Origin of the sequence: Bradyrhizobium sp. 31Argb (assembly GCF_043638955.1) — a bacterium.
Taxonomy (GTDB): Bacteria; Pseudomonadota; Alphaproteobacteria; order Rhizobiales; family Xanthobacteraceae; genus Bradyrhizobium.
Window position 1 is genome coordinate 1 of the sequence record NZ_JBEGDB010000030.1, and the last position, 17,800, is coordinate 17,800.

General features: G+C 64.1%; 14 protein-coding genes. 5 read left to right on the top strand and 9 right to left on the bottom strand.

The window, feature by feature from the left end:
- The first annotated feature begins 218 nt into the window (after positions 1–218).
- Positions 219–1,220 (top strand): NADP-dependent oxidoreductase, encoded by a 1,002-nt coding sequence (locus tag AAFX91_RS08470; RefSeq protein ID WP_394566156.1) that lies wholly within the window; start codon positions 219–221, stop codon positions 1,218–1,220.
- A gap of 105 nt (positions 1,221–1,325) precedes the next feature.
- Here AAFX91_RS08470 and AAFX91_RS08475 read toward each other — a convergent pair whose 3' ends face one another.
- Both AAFX91_RS08475 and AAFX91_RS08480 read right to left on the bottom strand, forming a co-directional pair.
- Complete coding sequence (locus tag AAFX91_RS08475) at positions 1,326–4,496, bottom strand: efflux RND transporter permease subunit (RefSeq protein ID WP_394566157.1); 3,171 nt, start codon at positions 4,494–4,496, stop codon at positions 1,326–1,328.
- Between the two features lie 10 nt (positions 4,497–4,506).
- A complete protein-coding gene (locus tag AAFX91_RS08480) occupies positions 4,507–5,706 on the bottom strand; it encodes an efflux RND transporter periplasmic adaptor subunit (RefSeq protein ID WP_394566158.1) in 1,200 nt (399 codons plus the stop codon).
- Positions 5,707–5,938: 232 nt separating this feature from the next.
- Here AAFX91_RS08480 and AAFX91_RS08485 point away from each other — a divergent pair, with 232 nt between their 5' ends.
- The 3 genes from AAFX91_RS08485 (at position 5,939) to AAFX91_RS08495 (ending at position 9,726) form a co-directional block, all read left to right on the top strand.
- The gene (locus AAFX91_RS08485) at positions 5,939–6,724 is read left to right on the top strand and encodes a hypothetical protein (RefSeq protein ID WP_394566159.1); all 786 of its coding nucleotides are present in this window, start codon (positions 5,939–5,941) and stop codon (positions 6,722–6,724) included.
- 255 nt (positions 6,725–6,979) lie between these two features.
- Entirely contained in the window at positions 6,980–8,122 is a 1,143-nt protein-coding gene (locus tag AAFX91_RS08490; RefSeq protein ID WP_165421293.1) for an FAD-dependent monooxygenase, read from the top strand.
- On the top strand, positions 8,119–9,726 hold the full coding sequence (locus AAFX91_RS08495; RefSeq protein WP_130581049.1) for a benzoate-CoA ligase family protein: 1,608 nt from the start codon (positions 8,119–8,121) through the stop codon (positions 9,724–9,726). Before AAFX91_RS08490 ends, AAFX91_RS08495 begins: the two co-directional genes overlap by 4 nt.
- Positions 9,727–9,894: 168 nt before the next feature.
- Here AAFX91_RS08495 and AAFX91_RS08500 read toward each other — a convergent pair whose 3' ends face one another.
- Genes AAFX91_RS08500 through maiA form a run of 3 tightly spaced genes read right to left on the bottom strand, consistent with a single transcriptional unit; the run spans position 9,895 to position 12,219 of the window.
- Entirely contained in the window at positions 9,895–11,082 is a 1,188-nt protein-coding gene (locus AAFX91_RS08500) for a 3-hydroxybenzoate 6-monooxygenase (protein ID WP_394566160.1), read from the bottom strand.
- Positions 11,082–11,597 (bottom strand): MarR family winged helix-turn-helix transcriptional regulator, encoded by a 516-nt coding sequence (locus tag AAFX91_RS08505; protein ID WP_394566161.1) that lies wholly within the window; start codon positions 11,595–11,597, stop codon positions 11,082–11,084. Before AAFX91_RS08505 ends, AAFX91_RS08500 begins: the two co-directional genes overlap by 1 nt.
- Entirely contained in the window at positions 11,587–12,219 is a 633-nt protein-coding gene (maiA, locus tag AAFX91_RS08510; RefSeq protein ID WP_394566162.1) for a maleylacetoacetate isomerase, read from the bottom strand. Before maiA ends, AAFX91_RS08505 begins: the two co-directional genes overlap by 11 nt.
- A 105-nt stretch (positions 12,220–12,324) precedes the next feature.
- Here maiA and gtdA point away from each other — a divergent pair, with 105 nt between their 5' ends.
- Positions 12,325–13,365: a gentisate 1,2-dioxygenase gene (gene gtdA, locus AAFX91_RS08515; RefSeq protein ID WP_394566163.1), complete on the top strand. Its 1,041-nt coding sequence runs from the start codon at positions 12,325–12,327 to the stop codon at positions 13,363–13,365.
- A gap of 213 nt (positions 13,366–13,578) precedes the next feature.
- Here the strand turns inward: gtdA and AAFX91_RS08520 are convergent, their stop codons facing one another.
- The 4 genes from AAFX91_RS08520 to AAFX91_RS08535 all read right to left on the bottom strand — a co-directional run bounded on the left by AAFX91_RS08520 (position 13,579) and on the right by AAFX91_RS08535 (position 17,717).
- Positions 13,579–14,406: an ABC transporter permease gene (locus AAFX91_RS08520; protein WP_394566164.1), complete on the bottom strand. Its 828-nt coding sequence runs from the start codon at positions 14,404–14,406 to the stop codon at positions 13,579–13,581.
- The gene (locus tag AAFX91_RS08525; RefSeq protein ID WP_394566165.1) at positions 14,399–15,172 is read right to left on the bottom strand and encodes an ABC transporter ATP-binding protein; all 774 of its coding nucleotides are present in this window, start codon (positions 15,170–15,172) and stop codon (positions 14,399–14,401) included. The genes AAFX91_RS08520 and AAFX91_RS08525 overlap by 8 nt, the downstream gene beginning before the upstream one ends.
- 137 nt (positions 15,173–15,309) lie before the next feature.
- Positions 15,310–16,314 carry an ABC transporter substrate-binding protein gene (locus tag AAFX91_RS08530; RefSeq protein ID WP_394566166.1) on the bottom strand — a complete coding sequence of 335 codons (1,005 nt, stop codon included), beginning with the start codon at positions 16,312–16,314 and terminating at the stop codon, positions 15,310–15,312.
- Positions 16,315–16,325: 11 nt separating this feature from the next.
- Entirely contained in the window at positions 16,326–17,717 is a 1,392-nt protein-coding gene (locus AAFX91_RS08535; protein ID WP_394566167.1) for an FAD-dependent oxidoreductase, read from the bottom strand.
- Positions 17,718–17,800 lie beyond the last annotated feature (83 nt).

Here is a 17,800-nt window from a genome sequence, read left to right on the forward strand (position 1 = left end):
GCGAAACTACTTCGCCGTCGTCGCCATTGCCGCCACTCTGCTCTGGATAAGGTAACTGTCCACACGGCCTAGAGCATGATCCGGAAAAGTGGGAACCGGTTTTCCGGAAAGATCATGCTCAAACAAAAAGACGACCGTGGGCAGCGCACAATCTGTGCAGTCGGCCGCGCAGCGAGCACGCAATTGCATCGGGATTGACCAACAAAGGGAGGAACACCATGAGCGAGGCTATCAATCGTCAGATCCTGCTGGTGGAGAAGCCGACCGGGAAGCTTGGGGCTGAGCATTTCAGGATGGTCAACGGCAGCATCCCGGAGCCGAAGGACGGCGAGGCCCTGCTGCGGCTGCGCTATCTCTCGCTCGACGCCGCCAACCGCGCCTGGATGCATGGCGCGACCTACCGCGCTGCGGTCGAGGCCAACACCGTGATGTCCGGTGGCGGCATCGCCGAGGTGGTGGCGTCGAAGGCGCCAGGCCTTGCGCCAGGCGACATCGTGTTCGGCGACACCGGCTGGCAGGACTATGCCGCGGTGCCGGCAAGGCATCTGAACAAGATGCCGAAGCTCGAGCCGATGACGCACTTGCTGAGCGTGTACGGCATCGCCGGCCTCACCGCCTATTTCGGCCTGCTCCATGTCGGCAAGCCCAGGGAGGGCGAGACCGTCGTGGTCTCGGCCGCCGCCGGCTCGGTGGGTTCGATCGTCGGACAGATCGCAAAAATCAAGGGCTGCCGCGTGGTCGGCATCGCCGGCGGCAAGGACAAGTGCCACTGGCTGACCAGCGAGCTCGGTTTCGACGCCGCGGTCGATTACAAGGACGGCGGCGCCTACAAGGCGCTGCGGTCGGCCGCGCCTGATGGCATCGACGTCTATTTCGACAATGTCGGCGGCGACATCCTGGAAGCCTGCCTGCCGCAGATGAACAACCGCGGCCGAATCGCCTGCTGCGGCGCGATCTCGCAATATGACGGCGTCCCCTCCGCCCACGGCCCGCGCGGCGTGCCCGGATTGATCGTCGTGAAGCGGCTGATCATGCAGGGCTTCATCGTGATGGACTTCATGGACCAGCGCGACGCGGCGCTCGCCGACCTGCAGTCCTGGGTCGCCTCCGGCAAATTGAAGGTGCAGGAAGACGTGATCGACGGGCTGGAGAACGCGCCGGCGGCGCTGATCGGCCTGCTCGCCGGCGAGAACCGCGGCAAGCGCATGATCCGGGTGTAGGCTTGAGCACGCAGTTGTAGGGTGGGCAAAGCGTAGCGTGCCCACCACCACGAGCCGAATGTTTGATGGTGGGCACGCTACGCTTTGCCCACCCTACGACCACTGCTACGGCGCGACGCTTGGCGCCTGCGGGATCGTTTGCGTATCCGGCGTCTTGGCCTTGCGCGACTTGCGCCAGTTCTCGAAGCGTTGGACCACGACGAAGAACGCGGGCACGAACAGCACGGCAAGGCAGGTCGAAGCGATCATGCCGGAGAACACGGTGATGCCGATCGACTTGCGCGCATTGGCGCCGGCGCCGGTCGCGAGCACCAGCGGCACCACGCCGAGGATGAAGGCAAAGGACGTCATCAGGATCGGGCGGAATCTTGCGCGCGCCGCTGCGATCGCCGATTCGATCAGCGGCTCGCGGTCACGCACGTGATGCTCGAGCGCGACCTCGACGATCAGGATGGCGTTCTTCGCCGACAGCGCGATCAACAGGATGATGCCGATCTGGGTGTAGAGATTATTGTCGATCCGCAAGCTCGTGAGCACCAGCATCGGGCCGAGCAATGACAGCGGCACGGCGAGTATCACCGAGATCGGCGCGTACCAGCTCTCATACTGACCGGCCAGCACAAGGTAGACCAGCAGCAGAGCGAGGCCGAATACATAGTAGATCTGGTTGCTGACCGCCTTCTCCTGGTACGACATCGCCGTCCATTCATAGCCCGTACCCGGCGGCAGCGTCTTTGCTGCGATCTGTTCCATCAGCGCCATCGACTGTCCCGAGCTGTAACCCTGCGCCGGCAAGCCGATGATGGAGGCGGACGGATAGAGGTTATAGAGGCTGATCAGCGACGGCCCGACTGACGGCGTGATCGTGGCGACGGTGCCGAGCGGAATCATCTCGCCCTGGCTGTTGCGCACCATCAGATTCTGGATGTCGCGCAGGTTCAGACGGAATTTCGAATCCGCCTGCACATAGACCTGGAAGGTGCGGCCGAATTTGTTGAACTGGTTGACGTAGCTCGCGCCGAGATAGGATGACAGCGTCGAGAAGATCTGGTCGGTCGTGACGTTCAAGGTCTGGGTCTTGGTCCGGTCGACCTCGACGTCGTACTGCGGCACCATGGAGCGGAAGGACGAGCTGACCCGCTGCAGCGCGCTCTGCGTCTGCGCGTTGGCGACAACAGCGCCGGTGATCGCCTGCAGCTTGGCGTAGTCGGCATTGCCGTCGCGCAGCTCGACCTGCATGGCGAAGCCGGCGGCATTGCCGATGCCCTGGATCGGCGGCGGCGGAATCACCAGGATGCGCGCCTCCTCGATCTCGGCCAGCTTGTCGTTCAATCCGAACACCAGAGAGCGCAGATCCTCGCCGGGCCCACGCTGGCTCCAATCCTTCAGGATCAGATAGGCGACGCCGGCATTCGCCAGGCTCGAACTGTTGTCGAGCGCGGAGATGCCGGCGATGGAGACAACCTGCTGCACGCCGGGCGACTTGCCGGCCATCTCGCTGACCCTTTCGAGGACACGTTGTGTCCGATCCAACGCAGCGCCGTCGGGCAATTGCACCGCGGCCAGCAGATAGCCCTGGTCCTCGATCGGGATGAAGCCGGTCGGCACCCGCGACAGGCCGTAGCCGGCAAGCCCGATCAGGATCAGCGCGACCACGACCGACACATTGCTGTGCCTGACCAGGCCGCCGATCAGCCCCGCATAGCCGCGCTCCAGCCGCTCATAGACGCCATTGAAGCCGCGGTAGAAGACATTGCGCTGCTCCGGCGGCACCGGCCGGCGCAGCCACAGCGCGCACTGCGTCGGCTTCAAGGTCGCGGCATTGACGGCGCTGAGCAGCGCGGTCGCGGCGATCACCAGCGCGAACTGTGCATACATCCGCCCCGTGAGCCCGGGCAGGAACGCGGCCGGCAGGAACACCGAGATCAGCACCAGCGTGATGCCGACGATCGGCGCGAACAATTCGTCCATCGCCTTGATCGCCGCGTCATGGCCGGACAGGCCACGTTCGATATTGTGCGCGGCACCCTCGACCACGACGATGGCGTCGTCGACCACGATGCCGATCGCCAGCACGATCGCAAACAGCGTCGAGAGGTTGATCGAGAAGCCGAGCGCCGCCATCGCCGCGAACGCGCCGATGATGGTCACTGGCACGGTGGTCGCCGGCACCAGCATCGCGCGCCAGTCCTGCAGGAAGACGAGGATCACGACCAGCACCAAGAGGCCAGCCTCGATCAGCGTCTTGTAGACCTCGTTGATCGATGCCTGGACGAAGATGGTGGTGTCGAACGGCGTGTCGTATTTGATGTCTTGCGGAAACTGCTTGGCCAGTTCCACCATCTTCTTCTCCACCGCCTTCTCGACCTCGAGCGCGTTGGCGCCGGGCGACAGGAATACGCCGATGCCGGTGGAGGGCTTGTTGTTGAGCGAGAAGATCTGGCTGTAGGTCTGGGCGCCGAGCTCGACCCAGCCGACGTCACGCACGCGGGTGACGTCGCCGACATTGCCGGTCTTGACGATGATGTTCTCGAACTGGCTCGTATCATCCAGCCGGCCGGCGACGTTCAGCGTGTACTGGAAGGCCTGGCCGGGCGGCGTCGGCGGCATACCGACCTGCCCTGCGGTGACCTGCTGGCTTTGCTGCTGGATCGCCTGGATGACGTCCTGCGGCACCAGATCGCGCGCCTGCAACTGGTTCGGATCGAGCCACACCCGCATCGAATATTGACCGGCGCCGAACACGGTGACGTTGCCGACGCCTGATAACCGCGACAGCTCATCCCTGATGTTGATGGTGGCGTAGTTGGAGAGGAACAGGCTGTCATAGGTCTTGTTCGGCGAGGTCAGCGTCACGAACAGCAGGATCGAGGTCGACCGCTTCTGCACCGTGACGCCCTGGCTCTGCACCGACTGCGGCAATTGCGACAGCGCGCTCGACACCCGGTTCTGCACCAGCACCTGCGCGAAGTTGAGATCCGTGCCGATCTTGAAGGTGACCGTCAGCGTATAGGTGCCGTCGGCGCCGCTGTAGGACTGCATATAGAGCATGTCCTCGACGCCATTGACCTGCTGCTCGATCGGCAACGCCACGGTGTCGATCACGGTCTTGGCGGATGCGCCGGGATAGCGGGTCGTCACCTGCACGGTCGGCGGCACCACGTCAGGATATTGCGCGACCGGCAGGTTGAGCAGCGCCACGCCGCCGATCAGGATCATCAGGATCGCGATGACGTTGGAAAGAACCGGCCGCTCGATGAAGAATTTCGAGATCATGGCCGCCCCCTCACTTCGCCGATGCGGAGGCTTCGATCTTCTGCAGTTGCGGATCGACCTTCTGGCCAGGGATCCCGCGCAGCAATCCGGCGATAACGACGCGGTCGTCCGGCTTCAGCCCGCTATCGATGACGCGTAATTCGCCTTGGAGCTGTCCGGTTTCCACTTTGCGCTGCTCGACCACGTTATCGGCGTTGACAACCAGTACATAGCGGCCAGCCTGGTCGCTGCCGAGCGCAGTAGCGGGCACCAGCAGCGCGTCCTGCTGCTGGTCATAGGGCACGCGAACGCGGACAAAGAAGCCCGGCAGCAGCGCGCGGTCGGGGTTGTCGAAAATGCCGCGCACGGGCAGCGTGCCGGTCGACTGGGTGAGGATCGGCGAGATGTAGTCGAGGTTGCCCTTGTGCGGATATCCGGTCTCGGTCTGCAGACCGACCTCGACCGGCAACTGACGCAGCTCGGCCACGGAAAGGCCGCGCCGCCTCGCCTCCTCGCGGATGCGCAGCACGTCCTGTTCGTTGACGTTGAAATTGACCCAGATCGGATCGAGCTGGACGATGGTGGCAAGCTGCGTCGGCGAAGTCACGCCGACGAGCTCGCCGACTGAGACGAGGTGCGCGCTGACGATGCCGTCGAACGGAGCCGCCACATTGGTGTAGCCGTAATTGACCTCTGCGATCCGGGTATTGGCTTGCGCCTGCTGCAGACTGGCCTGCGCGTTGTCGCGATTCGCCGTCGACGTATCGAGTGTCGCCTGCGAGACAGCCTGCCGCTGCACCAGATCGATCTGGCGCTTGAAATCGGTCTCAGCCTGCTTCAGCGTCGCCTGCGCGCCGACCTCCGCCGCCTTTGCCTGCTCGAGCTTCAACCTGTAGGTTTCAGGCTCGATGGTGAACAGCGTGGTGCCTTGCTTGACGAAGGTGCCGTCCCGATAATCGATCGACTGCAGAAAGCCCTGCACGCGCGCCACCAGGTCAACGCTCTTGACCGGCGCGGTGGTGCCGGTTGTCTCCAGGAAACGCGTGATGCTGCGCTGCACCGGAATCGCGACTTCCACCTTTGGCGGCGGTGGTGGCACGAAAGTATTTTGCTCGCAGCCACTTAAGCCAACGAAGGCAGAGAGCAGGAAACCGATACGTAACAGGGGCGTGACGTCCGGCCACACGCCATCGTTCGATCCGCAACAGGCCGATGGGCGCGCAAGCTTCATTTCCGTGCACCAGTTCAACTTGCCCGCAAAGAGGCGTTCATCCGGAGACGACTGTCGCGATGCATCCATAGCAACAATTGGCTTGCAGTGGAACCCGAAACAGAAAATGATACCGCGCACCGAGATTGCTGTGCCAGACTTTTTCAAGAGCGACCTTCTTCAAGAACGAACTTCGCAGGAATGAACTTCGGTTGAAGCGGCGGCTTCCGTCGACAACAAAGGGTTTGCTTACATGATCAAGACATTGAAGCGCGCATGCGGGCGCGCCCTGCCATTTTCCGTCGTGCTGTTTGCAACCGCTGCGCTGGCGCAGGCGCCGAGCGAGGCGCAGCGTGAGGCGATCAAGTCGCAATGCCGCAACGATTACATGGCGCATTGCTCCAGCATTCCGCCCGGCGGCGAAGCTTCGCTGCAATGTCTGCAAAAGAACATGTCGGGTCTATCCGCAGACTGCGCCAGCGCGGTGCGCGCAGTGGAAGCACCGGCCGGGCCGAAGGCGGAGACGGCGCCCAAGCCAGACGCGGCTCCAGCCGCAGCCAAGACGGAGCCGGCGCCGGCGGCAACAACCGCAGCGAAGCCGAAAGCGACGGGCATGCAGGCCAAGCCGACCGAGGCGCAGGTTTCCGCGATCCGCAGCGCCTGCCGTTCCGACTATCAGAAGGTCTGTCCCGGCGTGCCGACCGGCGGCGCCCCCGCACTGCGATGCCTCGAGAAGAACAAGGCGAGGCTCTCGGCGGCTTGCGGTGAGGCGGTTGCGGCCGCGAGCGGTGGTGCAGCGCCAGCGGCAGGCGGCGGCTCCACCGCTGCGGCGGCGCCGCCTGCGGCGGGGATCGTGCTGCGGCCCTTGCGTCCGCGCGAAGAACTGCTCGTCGTGCGGTCGGCCTGCGGCGCCGACGTACGCTCGCTGTGCGGCGGCGTTGCGCCGGGAGGCGGCCGGATCGCGCAGTGCCTGGCCTCCAATGCCGCCTCGCTGTCGCCCGCCTGCAAGGAAGTGCTGGGACAGTTCGCGGCGCGGTGAGCCGCGGCGACCAGCCAGCTACTCGCCGCGGAACGCGAGAATGAGCTGAATAAGCCTGACCGAAAGCGCGATCTAGGCAATCGACATCGCGACCTGATACGCGACATGCCAATTCAACTTGGCGAGCTTGGTGAGCCCGGGCGGGTTCCGGCCACGGCGGTCGCCGCTCGCGCAAATTTTCCGGTGGCGCTGCGCGCGTCCCGCGGATAGTCTGGGCGCAAACTCGTAAGTACACTGTCAATTGGGAGGAATATCGTGCGTATCGCCGTGATCGGCGGAGGTCCCGGCGGCCTCTATTTCGCCTATCTCTGGAAGCGGCGACACCCGGACGCGGTCGTCGAACTGTTCGAGCAGAACCCGGCCGATGCGACCTGGGGCTTCGGCGTCGTGTTCTCGGACCAGGCGCTGGAATTCCTGCGCGCCGACGATCCCGAGACAGTCGACGCCATCGCGCCGAACATGGAAAGCTGGAAGAACATTACGCTCAACCTGCGCGGGGAGAGCGTCGAGATCGACGGCATCGGCTTCTCCTCGATCGGCCGGCTTGCGCTGCTCTCGTTGTTGCAGGAGCGCGTCCGCGCGGTCGGCGTCACGGTTCAATTCGACAAAGCGATCCAGTCGGTCGACGCGCTGCAAGGGGTCCAACAAGGCTATGACCTGATCGTCGCCGCGGACGGGCTGAATTCGCTGGTGCGCCGGAGCTTTGAGGGCGATTTCGGCACCTCGCTGTCCTACTCGTCCAACAAGTTCGCCTGGTACGGCACACAGAGGCGGTTCGAGACGCTGTCGCAGACCTTCGTCAAGACCGAACGCGGCGCCTTCAACGCCCATCACTACCGTTATTCACCGACCATGAGCACGTTCCTGGTCGAGTGCGACCGCGCCACCTGGCACGCCTATGGCTTCGCGAACAAGGACGCCGATCACTCCAAGGCCGTGTGCGAGGAGGTGTTTGCCGAGGCGCTCGGCGGGCAGCCGCTGATCTCGAACAAATCGCTGTGGCGCAATTTCCCGTGGATCTGGAACGAGCACTGGTCGTTCAAGAACATGGTGCTGATCGGCGACGCCCTGCACTCGGCGCATTTCTCGATCGGCTCCGGCACCCGCCTTGCGATCGAGGATGCGATTGCGCTGACGAGGGCGCTCGAAGCCGAAGCGCATGTCTCCACCGCCCTCCACCGCTATGAGGCCGAACGCAAGCCGATCGTGAAGAAGCTGGTTACCGCGGCGCGCACCAGTGCGGACTGGTACGAGAAATTCCCCGAGCACATGAAGCTCGACCTGATGGATTTCGCCTTCAGCTACATCACCCGTTCGGGACGGATCGACGACGCGCGGCTGCGCGCGATGTCGCCGAATTTCATGGCAGGCTACGAGGCCTCGAGGAGCAAGTCATGAACGAGATCGCCGACCAGGTACCATCGGACAGTCCGGGCGCGCGCGAGATCGGCTTTGCGCTGCCCGAGCGCTACAACGCAAGCCGCATCCTGTTCGACAATCTCGCGCAGGGCCGCGGCGAACGATTGGCCCTGACAGGTCCGGCGGGAAAGCGCACCTATCGCGAACTTTGCGCTGAGGCCGCGAGCTGGGGCCACGGCTTCGCTTCACTGGGCCTGAAGCGCGGCGACCGCATCCTGCTGTTCCTCGACGATACGCCCGCCTATCCGGCCGCGTTCTTCGGCGCTATCAGCGCCGGCTTCGTGCCGCTTCTTATCAACACGCTGACGCCGCCGGACCTCCTGCAGTTCTATCTTTCGGATGCGAGTGCGACAGTCGCGGTCACTGATGCCGAGTTCTGCTCGCGCTTCAACACTGAGGCTTGCAAGGATACGCCGCTGAAAACGCTCGTGGTCAATGGCGCGGCCGGCGAGCATGCGGTGCCGCAGGCGCTCCTGGCCGATGAATGGCTGCCGCGTTTTTCGGCCGAGCTCACTGAAGCCGACACCCACCGCAACGAGATGGCGTTCTGGATGTACTCGTCCGGCTCGACCGGCCGGCCCAAAGGCATCGTGCATCTGCACCACGATATGGCCTATAGCGAGCAGGCGTTTTCCCGCAACGTGCTGAAGCTGGCACCCGGCGACATCTGCTTCTCGGTGCCGAAGATCTTCTTCGCCTATGGCTTCGGCAATTCCATCACCTTCCCGTTCTCGGTCGGCGCCGCCACGCTGCTCCTGCCCGACCAGCCGAAGCCGGCATCGATCTTCGCGGCGATCGAGCAGTATCGTCCGACCGTGTTCTTCGGCCTGCCGACGCTCTACACCTCGCTGACCAAGGCCGACGGCGCGGCGAGAGTCGATTTCTCCTCGCTGCGCATGGCGATCTCGGCCGCGGAGGTGCTCTCGGCCGACGTCTTCAACGGCTGGAAAGCGCTGACCGGGCTCGAGATCATCGAAGGCCTCGGCTCGACCGAGGTGCTGCACATCTATCTCTGCAACCGCGCGGACAGAAAGAAGCTGGGTGCTGCAGGCGTGCGCGTCCCCGGCTACGAGATCCTGCTGCGCGACAAGGACGGCCGCGAGGTCGCTGACAATGAGGAAGGGATATTGTGGGTGCGCGGCGATTCCAACACGCCGCTCTACTGGAACCGCCCCGACAAGACCGCCGAGACCGTGCGCGAGGGCGGCTGGATTTACACCGGCGACCGTTTCGTCCGCGACAGCGATGGCTTCCACTTTTTCCGTGGCCGCGCCGACGACCTGATCAAGATATCAGGCCAATGGGTCTACCCGCTCGAGGTCGAGCTCTGCCTCGCCGATCATCCTGATGTCCGCGAATGCGCCGTCTTCGCCGCCGAACTGCCCGATAGACGCATGACGCTGAAGGCCGTCGTGGTGATGAACGACCGCGCGTTCGAGGCGGAGGAGACGGCGAAGCGGCTGCAGGATTACGTGAAGGCAAGGCTCTTGCCCTATAAGTATCCGCGCGAGATCAAGTTCATTGACGAACTGCCGAAGACAGGAACAGGCAAGATCGACCGGCAGGCGGTGATGAAGATGTGATGCATACCGCTTCAGCAAACTCACTGTCGTCCCGGGCTTGACCCGGGACCCATAACCACAAATGTGGGTTTGAGAGAACGCCGGAACGACAATCTCGCACAACAATAACCGCCGGGGGTTATGGGTCCCGGGTCAAGCCCGGGACGACGGCGGGGTGTGAGTTGGTGATCACGCGTTCGACCCCGTGCCGCCGTAGAGCCAGGCGAGATCCTGATAGTAATCCTCGGAGGTCTTCGCGCCCATGATGGCGTTGCGGAGGCGGGCGTGGTCGCCGGCGGGATGGTAGATGTGCTCGCCGATCGCGCGCGACCACAATTGCACCTGCGCAGTGCGTGGGAAACGTTGTGCGCGGTAATGCTCGAGCGCCACTGCGTGGTCGTCATGATGCGACAGCATGTGCGACAGGCACACGGCATCCTCCATCGCCTGGCAGGCGCCTTGCGCGAAATATTGCAGCATCGGATGGGCGGCGTCGCCGAGTAGGGCGACGCGGCCGTCGATCCAGCGCTCGTTCGGATCGCGGTCGCACAACACCCAGAGCCGCCAATTCTTGCCGTGACGAATGATGCTTTGCGCACGCTCATGGACGTGCCGAAAGCCCTGCATCACCTCCTCATCGCCAACCGGCTTTCCCGCGACCGGCTCCGGCGCGTCGTTGTGGTAGGTGACGACGAGGTTGAACACTTTCCAGTCCGAGAGCGGATAGTGCACGATGTGGCACTTCGGCCCGGCCCACAAGGTCGCTGCGTTCCAGCGCAGATCCTCCGGCATCTCTTCGGTCGGAATCACCGAACGGTAAGTGGTATGACCGGACACGCGTGGCGGCCCATCCGAGGTGACCTGCTTGCGGATGTTCGACCATAGGCCATCGGCGCCGATCAGGAGCCGGCCGGTGACGCACTCGCCAGTGGCAAGGAGCGCAGTGACCGAGGCGCCATCCTGCTCGTAGCCGGTCACCTCGCTGCTGACGCGCAGCTCGATCAGTCCATGCTCGCGGCAGGCGCGCAGGAACACGCCGTGGAGATCGCCGCGATGCACCACGGCATAGGGATTGCCGAACCTGACACGGAACGGCTCGCGCAGGTCGACATGGGAGATCTCTTCGGCAGTCAGCGCATCCATCAGGCGGAGCTGGTCGATATAGACGGCCATGCGCCGCGCGGCCTCGCCGACGCCGAGATAGTCGAAGGCATGGAACGCATTCGGGCCAAGCTGGATGCCAGCGCCGATCTCGCCGAGCGTGGCGGCCTTCTCCAGCAGGATCGAGCGGATACCCCTCTGCGCAAGCCCGAGCGCTGCGGCAAGGCCGCCGATGCCGCCACCTGCGATCAGGACCGGCTGGCTATCCTTTGCCATCAGCCCGACTTCCCGAGATGTTCGAGGGCGTCCTCGGCGCGCAGCGGCACGCGCGAGGCCTCGTTGTTGAGATCGACGAGCTGCGCGAGCAGTGCCATCAGCGTCTTGCGATCGGCGGGCTTGAGCGGCTGCAGCATCCGCGCCTGCGCGCGGTCAACCACGGGCATGATCTCGCGCAGCAGCGAAGCGCCCTGCCGGGTGATGGTGAGCAGCTTGACGCGCTTGTCATCGGAATCGGACTTGCGCTCGATCAGGCCCTTGCTCTGCAGCCGCTCGATCACATTGCCGAGCGTGGAGCGGTCGAACGCGATCACCGCGGACAGTCGCGTCGCATCGATGCCGGGATGGGTGTGGATTGCGATCACCGCGGCATATTGCACCGGCGTCAGGTCGAACGCCCTGCACTCCTCGACGAAAATCGAGACCGCGATCTGCTGCATCCGCCGGAATAGATAGCCGGGCGCGGTATAGACCGCGTCCATGGTAACAGGGGTTTGCTTGTTGTTATTCGGCATCGACTTGCTTATCCGGGGCGGCGTCGGCAAACGCCTTCATTGCCTTGGCCGCGGCTTCCGCCTTGAGCAGCCGCGGAAAAGCGGTGACATCGACGCCGAAGCGCCGCGCATTGGCAAGCTGCGGCACCAGGCAAAGATCGGCCAGCGTCGGCACAGCACCAAAGCAGAACGGCCCGACTTCGCCTGCAGCCAATGTCTCGCAGGCCGAAAGCCCCTCGCGGTTGGCCCAGGCCGCCCACTCCGTCACCTTTTCTTCCGGCAGGCCGAGCTGCCGCAGCCGCGCCAGCACTTTCAGGTTCTGCACCGGATGGGTGTCGCAGGCGATGGCCTGCGCGAAAGCGCGGACTTTTGCGCGCTGCAGCGAATCCTCCGGCATTAGCGGCGGTTCGGGATTGACCTCATCGAGCCATTCGATGATGGCGAGCGACTGGGTCAGGATCGCGCCCGCGTCGCTTTCCAATGTCGGCACCAGCCCTTGCGGATTGATGGCGAGATAAGCCGGAGCGCATTGCTCGCCTTTGCGAAGATGATGCGGCAGGTGCTCAACGGTGAGCCCCTTCAGGTTCAGCGCGATTCGCACGCGATACGCGGCGCTGCTGCGGAAATAGCCGTGCAGCTTCATCGGAACCTCCCTGGTGTCTTCTGATTTTTCTTCAAGTTGACGCTAGCCATATTGTCAGTATGCTGTCAATCAGCGAACAACATAGAAATGGACGGGAGGCCAGCCATGGAAGCGGTGCAGAAGACGCCGGAGCGCGAGGCGTTCTACAAGAAGATCGACGGCGAAAGCCTTTCGGCGCTCTGGAACGTGATGAACGATCTTATCACGCCGGAGCCGAGGAGCGCCTGCCGGCCGCACCTGTGGAAGTTCGACCAGATCCGCGACTACATGAACGAGGCGGGCAAGCTGATCACGGCCAAGGAAGCCGAGCGGCGGGTGCTGGTCTTGGAAAACCCCGGCCTGCGCGGACAATCGAAAATCACGACGTCGCTGTTTGCCGGCGTGCAGATGGTGGTGCCCGGCGATATCGCTCCTGCCCACCGCCACAGCCAGTCGGCGCTCCGCTTCGTGCTCGAGGGCAAGGGCGCCTACACGTCCGTCGACGGTGAGCGCACCGCGATGTCACCAGGCGATTTCGTGATCACGCCGTCGATGACCTGGCACGACCATTCCAACGAGACCAGCGAGCCGATGTTCTGGCTCGATGGGCTCGACATCCCCATGGTGCAGTTCTTCGACGCATCCTTCGCCGAGGGCGCGAAGGAGGACCAGCAGCAGATCACAAAACCAGCCGGCGACAGTTTTGCGCGCTATGGTCACAATCTGCTTCCGGTCGATCAGAAGCGCGCCTCGAAGACGTCACCGATCTTCAACTATCCCTACAGCTACACCCGCGAGGCGCTGGAGCAGGCCAAGGCGCGCGACGAATGGGACGCCTGCCACGGCCTGAAGCTGAAATTCTCCAATCCCGAGACCGGCGATTATGCGATGCCGACCATCGGCACCTTCATCCAGCTCGTCCCCAAGGGCTTCAAGACCGCGCGCTATCGCTCAACCGACGCCACCGTATTCGCCGCAATCGAGGGCGAGGGCCGCACCAGGGTCGGCGAGCAGACCTTCGAATGGGGCCCGCGCGACCTCTTCGTGGTGCCGAGCTGGCACTGGGTCACGCATGAGGCGGATGTGGATTCGGTGCTGTTCAGCTTCTCGGACCGTCCGGTGCAGCAGAAGCTCGACCTGTTCCGCGAAGACCGCGGGAATGCGTGAACTGCTCTCTCCTCGTCATTGCGAGCGAAGCGAAGCAATCCATCTTCCCGCTTGCGGAGGCATGGATTGCTTCGTCGCTTTGCTCCTCGCAATGACGGCGGAGCGTGTCACCGCCCGAGAATTGTAGGGTGGGCAAAGCGCAGCGTGCCCACCTTCAAGCACTCCGCTCGTGATGGTGGGCACGCTGCGCTTTGCCCACCCTACAAATCCTGGTCACCGCCAGTGCAGTAGCCTCGCCTCAAGCAAATTGATCAGCTTCCCGACCGCGAGCCCGAACAGCGACAGGATCACGACGCCGGCGAGCAACTGATCGGTCTGCATCAGATTGCCGGCCTGCAGCACGAAGGCGCCGATGCCATACTGCGCGCCGATCATCTCCGCGCTCACCACCAATAGCAACGCGACCGAGGCGGTGATGCGGAAGCCAGCCAGGATCGAGGGCAGCGCGCCCGGCCAGATCACGCGGCGCACGATGGCATGGAACGGCACGTTGAAGCTCTGCGCCATCCGGATCAGATTGCGCGGCACCGCATCGACGCCGCTATAGACCGAGATCGCGGTGGAGAAGAACACCCCCAGCGCAATGGTCGCGATCTTGGGCTCTTCGCCGATCCCGAGCCAGAGGATCAGCAGCGGCAGCAGCGCGATCTTCGGAATCGGAAACAACGCCGAGATGAAGGTGATGCCGACGCCGCGCGCCAGCGTCGACAGGCCGATCGCGAAGCCGACGATGACGCCGGCCGCCGTGCCGAGCAGCCAGCCAACGCCGATCCGCATCACCGACCAGCCGAGATGCTGCCAGAGCGCGCCTGACATCGCGAGCTTGTAGGTCGCGACCGCGATCGCCGACGGCGGGGGCAGGAACAGCGGATTGACCCATCCGGCGCTGCCCGCCAATTGCCACAGCGCGATGACGAGCGCGAGCGCGATCCAGCCGGAGGCGCGGCCCGTGCTCGGCATAAAACCGGCGCCGCGAAATTCGACCGGCCGCGGTTTGGCGTCGATGTCGGACGGCGTCTCCGATGGCGCGCGGTCAAGCATGCTGGACCTCGCGCTCGGCATCGATCGCCTCCTCGCGGATCAGCGACCAGAGCTCCTCCTGCAGCGCCAGCAGTTTTTCGCGCACGTTCCTGTCGCCGCGCTCGCTGCGCGTCATCGCTACCTGCACGACTTTGCGGATGCGCCCGGGCCGGCGCGACAGCACCAGGATGCGGTCCGCAAGCCGCACCGCTTCTTCCAGATTATGCGTGACATAGACCGCGCCCATCGCGCCGTCGGCAAGCAAGCGGACGAAATCCTCCATCAGCAGTTCGCGCGTCTGCGAATCCAGCGCCGACAGCGGCTCGTCCATCAACAGGATCGCCGGCTTCACGGCCAGCGCCCGCGCGATGCCGACGCGCTGGCGCATCCCTCCGGAGAGCTGTTTTGGGTAGGTGCCACGAAAATCCGAGAGTCCGGTGCGGCGCAGCGCGTCGTCGACGATAGCGCGGCGCTCTGCCACGCCGAGCGCAGTATGCTGCAGTGGGAACGCGACGTTTTCCTCCACCGTGCACCAGGGCAGCAGCGCAAAATCCTGGAACACGAAGGTCAGCGGATTAAGGCTGTCCTTTGGCGGCGCGCCGCGCAACTTGGCCGCGCCGCCGGTCGGCCGCAACAGGCCGCCGAGGATCGACAGCAGCGTGCTCTTGCCGCAGCCAGAGGGCCCGACGATCGCGACCACCTCGCCCGCGCGAACCGTGAACGAGACGTCGTCGAGCACGTCGAGCGTGTCGAAGCGGTGGCTAATATGGTCGGCGATCAGGTCCATCTGGCTCTTGCTTGGCTCCGCATTTCGTTCTCGCTCGTCATGCCGGGGGCTTGTCCCGGGCATCCACGTCTTTCTTTCCCTGGTTACAAAGTGCGTGGATGGCCGGGACAAGCCCGGCCATGACGGCGACTACGGTATCAATCCGGCTTGACATATTCCTTTGCGATGATGCTATCCGCGTCAAAACCCTTGTCGACGAAGCCCTGCTCCTGCAGCCAGGAAATCTGGTTGGCAACATTCTTGACGTCGAGCTTGCCGTCCGGATCGATATAGGCGCAATTGCCGACCACCTGCTCGACCGGCAGGTTGGTGTATTTGGCGATGATGTCGAGCAGCGGTTTTGTCTTTTCGTTGATCGGCGCCTTACCATCCTTCATCGCGGCGAGAATCACGTCGTGATATTCGCGATCGGCCTTCACCAAAGCTGCAAGCAGCTTCGTCACCAGCGGCTTGTTCGCCAGCGTCTTGGGCGAGGCGAAGACGGCGCCAAGCTGCCACGGCGTCTCGTCGCCGACCCAGCCGAGGAGCTTGGCACCGCCAGTCTCCATCAGCGGGCGTGCAGTCGAGACCGGCAGCAGCGCGGCATCGACGGTCTCGCCCTTCAGCGCGGCGGCCGCGTTCGAGAGCGATTGCAGCGGCACCACCTTCACGTCCGAAAGCTTGAAGCCGTATTTATCGGCGAGCAGGCCGAGCGAATAGTGAAAGCTCGAGCCGACCTGCGTCACCGCTACGCGCTTGCCCGCAAGATCCTTCGGCGTCTTCAGGCCAGCCGCATAGGCATTATTGCTGGCGAAATAGCCGATCAGGGGATAGCCGGCCTTCTCGCGGCTCATGCCGCCGATCACCTTCAGCGTGCCCTTGCCGGCGAGATTGTAGAGCCCGGCCGTGAAGGCGGTGACGCCGAAATCGACATCACCCGAGGTGGTGGCGACCGCGATCGGCTGCGCGGCGTCGAAGAATTTCAGTTCGACATCGAGTCCGGCCTCACGGAAATAGCCCTTGTCCTGCGCGATGAACACCGGCGCCGAGGACGACAGGCGGAGCACGCCGATCTTGGCTTTCGAGAGCTCATCGGCCCGTGCGATCCCGCTCGCCGTCAGTGCCAGCAGGCCCGCAAGCGCGAGCCGCACAAAACCCTTCATCCGCGTCCTCCTCACAATCCGGCAGGTACTTGCTGGTCGCACCCGATGAAGGCGCCCTGCTGTTTCAGCCCCTGTTGCAGTCTGTCTACCGCGATGTCGCGTGGCTTGGTATTGCCCGACAACGCGAGCGCGGCGGCCGAGCCTGCCGCTTCCCCCATCGCAAAGCAGGCGCCGGAGACCCGCGCCGCCGACTGTCCCTCATGGGTCATCGAGGCGCAGCGTTCGGCGACGAGGAGATTGTCAACGCGCTCAGGCACCAGCATGCGATAGGGCAGTTCGTTGAAGCCGCGCGATTCCGGGATCGGCGGGAACTTGAAGATGACGTCACCGGCGACATGAGCCTCGATCGGCCAGCCATTGACGCCGATGGAATCGTCGAATGAGGCGCAGCCCAGCACGTCCTCGCCGCTGAGCTGGTAGCCACCGACCACGCGTCTTGTTTCGCGGATGCCGAGCTGCGGCGGCAGGTCGACGATGTAGGAGTTCTCGAAGCCCGGCACCGTGCGCAGGAATTCGAACGCCTGGATCGCTTGGCGACGGCCCTCGATCTCGCCACGGGTGAGGTCATTGGGCTCCAGGCCATTGACGGCGGTGCCGTCAGCGCGCGCGAGCTGGGTGAAGTTCACCCGCCACTCGATCGGCGAGCGCTGCGGTCGCACGATCGCGGCCTTGCGCGGAAACTTGTGGGTGCCGGCGGCTTCGGCCTTTTCCATCAGCGCCGGTATCGTCCGCCACGCGTCACCGGCTTTCTCGGGATCGATGCCGTTGAGACGGAACATCATGGATGGATAGAGCATGCTGCCCTTGACATCGCCAACCTCGTACGGCGCGCCGGCCCAGGCGGCGAGATCGCCATCACCGGAGCAATCGATGAAAATGCTTGCCAATACCGCCTGGCGGCCGGCCTTGGTCTCGACCATCAGCGCGCCGACGCGCTGCTCGTCATCCATCACCACGCCGGCGCCGAGCGCATGGAAGAGGATATCGACCTTGTGGCTCGCCAGGAGATCATCGGCCGCGATCTTGTAGGCAGCGGTGTCATAGGCCTGCGCCAGGATCTTGCCGAGGATCAGATGCGGCTTGTTCAGCCCGTTCAGCCGGTCGATTCGATCCAGCAGATCGGAGGCGATGCCCTGCACCACCCGATGCGCTTGCCCATGCACATTGGCGTGGAGGCCGCAAAAATTGGTCACGCCCGCGGCCGTGCCCATGCCGCCGAGGAAGCCGTAGCGTTCGATCAGGAGCGTGCGCCGCCCCGCACGCGCCGCGGCAACCGCGGCCGCAATCCCGGCGGGCCCGCCACCGAGCACCGCGACTTCATATTCGCCATAAATCGGCACGCGCCGTGCGGGTTCTTCGATGGTCTTTGGCACGTTTGCTTCCCGGAAGTGGCCCGCCCTCATGGCCGGCCAGAGGATTTTGTTATCGCAACAAGGGGCTAGCAAAGAAAGCGGCGGCGGGAAATGGCTCGCGCGCAAAGTTGATG

Excerpts from the sequence above, each read along its gene's own strand:
- AAFX91_RS08500 (WP_394566160.1), bottom strand. The coding sequence starts at position 11,082 with ATGGCAAAGGATAGCCAGCCGGTCCTGATCGCAGGTGGCGGCATCGGC.
- AAFX91_RS08505 (WP_394566161.1), bottom strand. The coding sequence starts at position 11,597 with ATGCCGAATAACAACAAGCAAACCCCTGTTACCATGGACGCGGTCTAT.
- AAFX91_RS08495 (WP_130581049.1), top strand. The coding sequence starts at position 8,119 with ATGAACGAGATCGCCGACCAGGTACCATCGGACAGTCCGGGCGCGCGC.
- AAFX91_RS08475 (WP_394566157.1), bottom strand. The coding sequence starts at position 4,496 with ATGATCTCGAAATTCTTCATCGAGCGGCCGGTTCTTTCCAACGTCATC.
- AAFX91_RS08535 (WP_394566167.1), bottom strand. The coding sequence starts at position 17,717 with ATGAGGGCGGGCCACTTCCGGGAAGCAAACGTGCCAAAGACCATCGAA.
- AAFX91_RS08520 (WP_394566164.1), bottom strand. The coding sequence starts at position 14,406 with ATGCTTGACCGCGCGCCATCGGAGACGCCGTCCGACATCGACGCCAAA.
- maiA (WP_394566162.1), bottom strand. The coding sequence starts at position 12,219 with ATGAAGCTGCACGGCTATTTCCGCAGCAGCGCCGCGTATCGCGTGCGA.
- gtdA (WP_394566163.1), top strand. The coding sequence starts at position 12,325 with ATGGAAGCGGTGCAGAAGACGCCGGAGCGCGAGGCGTTCTACAAGAAG.
- AAFX91_RS08530 (WP_394566166.1), bottom strand. The coding sequence starts at position 16,314 with ATGAAGGGTTTTGTGCGGCTCGCGCTTGCGGGCCTGCTGGCACTGACG.
- AAFX91_RS08480 (WP_394566158.1), bottom strand. The coding sequence starts at position 5,706 with ATGAAGCTTGCGCGCCCATCGGCCTGTTGCGGATCGAACGATGGCGTG.
- AAFX91_RS08485 (WP_394566159.1), top strand. The coding sequence starts at position 5,939 with ATGATCAAGACATTGAAGCGCGCATGCGGGCGCGCCCTGCCATTTTCC.
- AAFX91_RS08525 (WP_394566165.1), bottom strand. The coding sequence starts at position 15,172 with ATGGACCTGATCGCCGACCATATTAGCCACCGCTTCGACACGCTCGAC.
- AAFX91_RS08470 (WP_394566156.1), top strand. The coding sequence starts at position 219 with ATGAGCGAGGCTATCAATCGTCAGATCCTGCTGGTGGAGAAGCCGACC.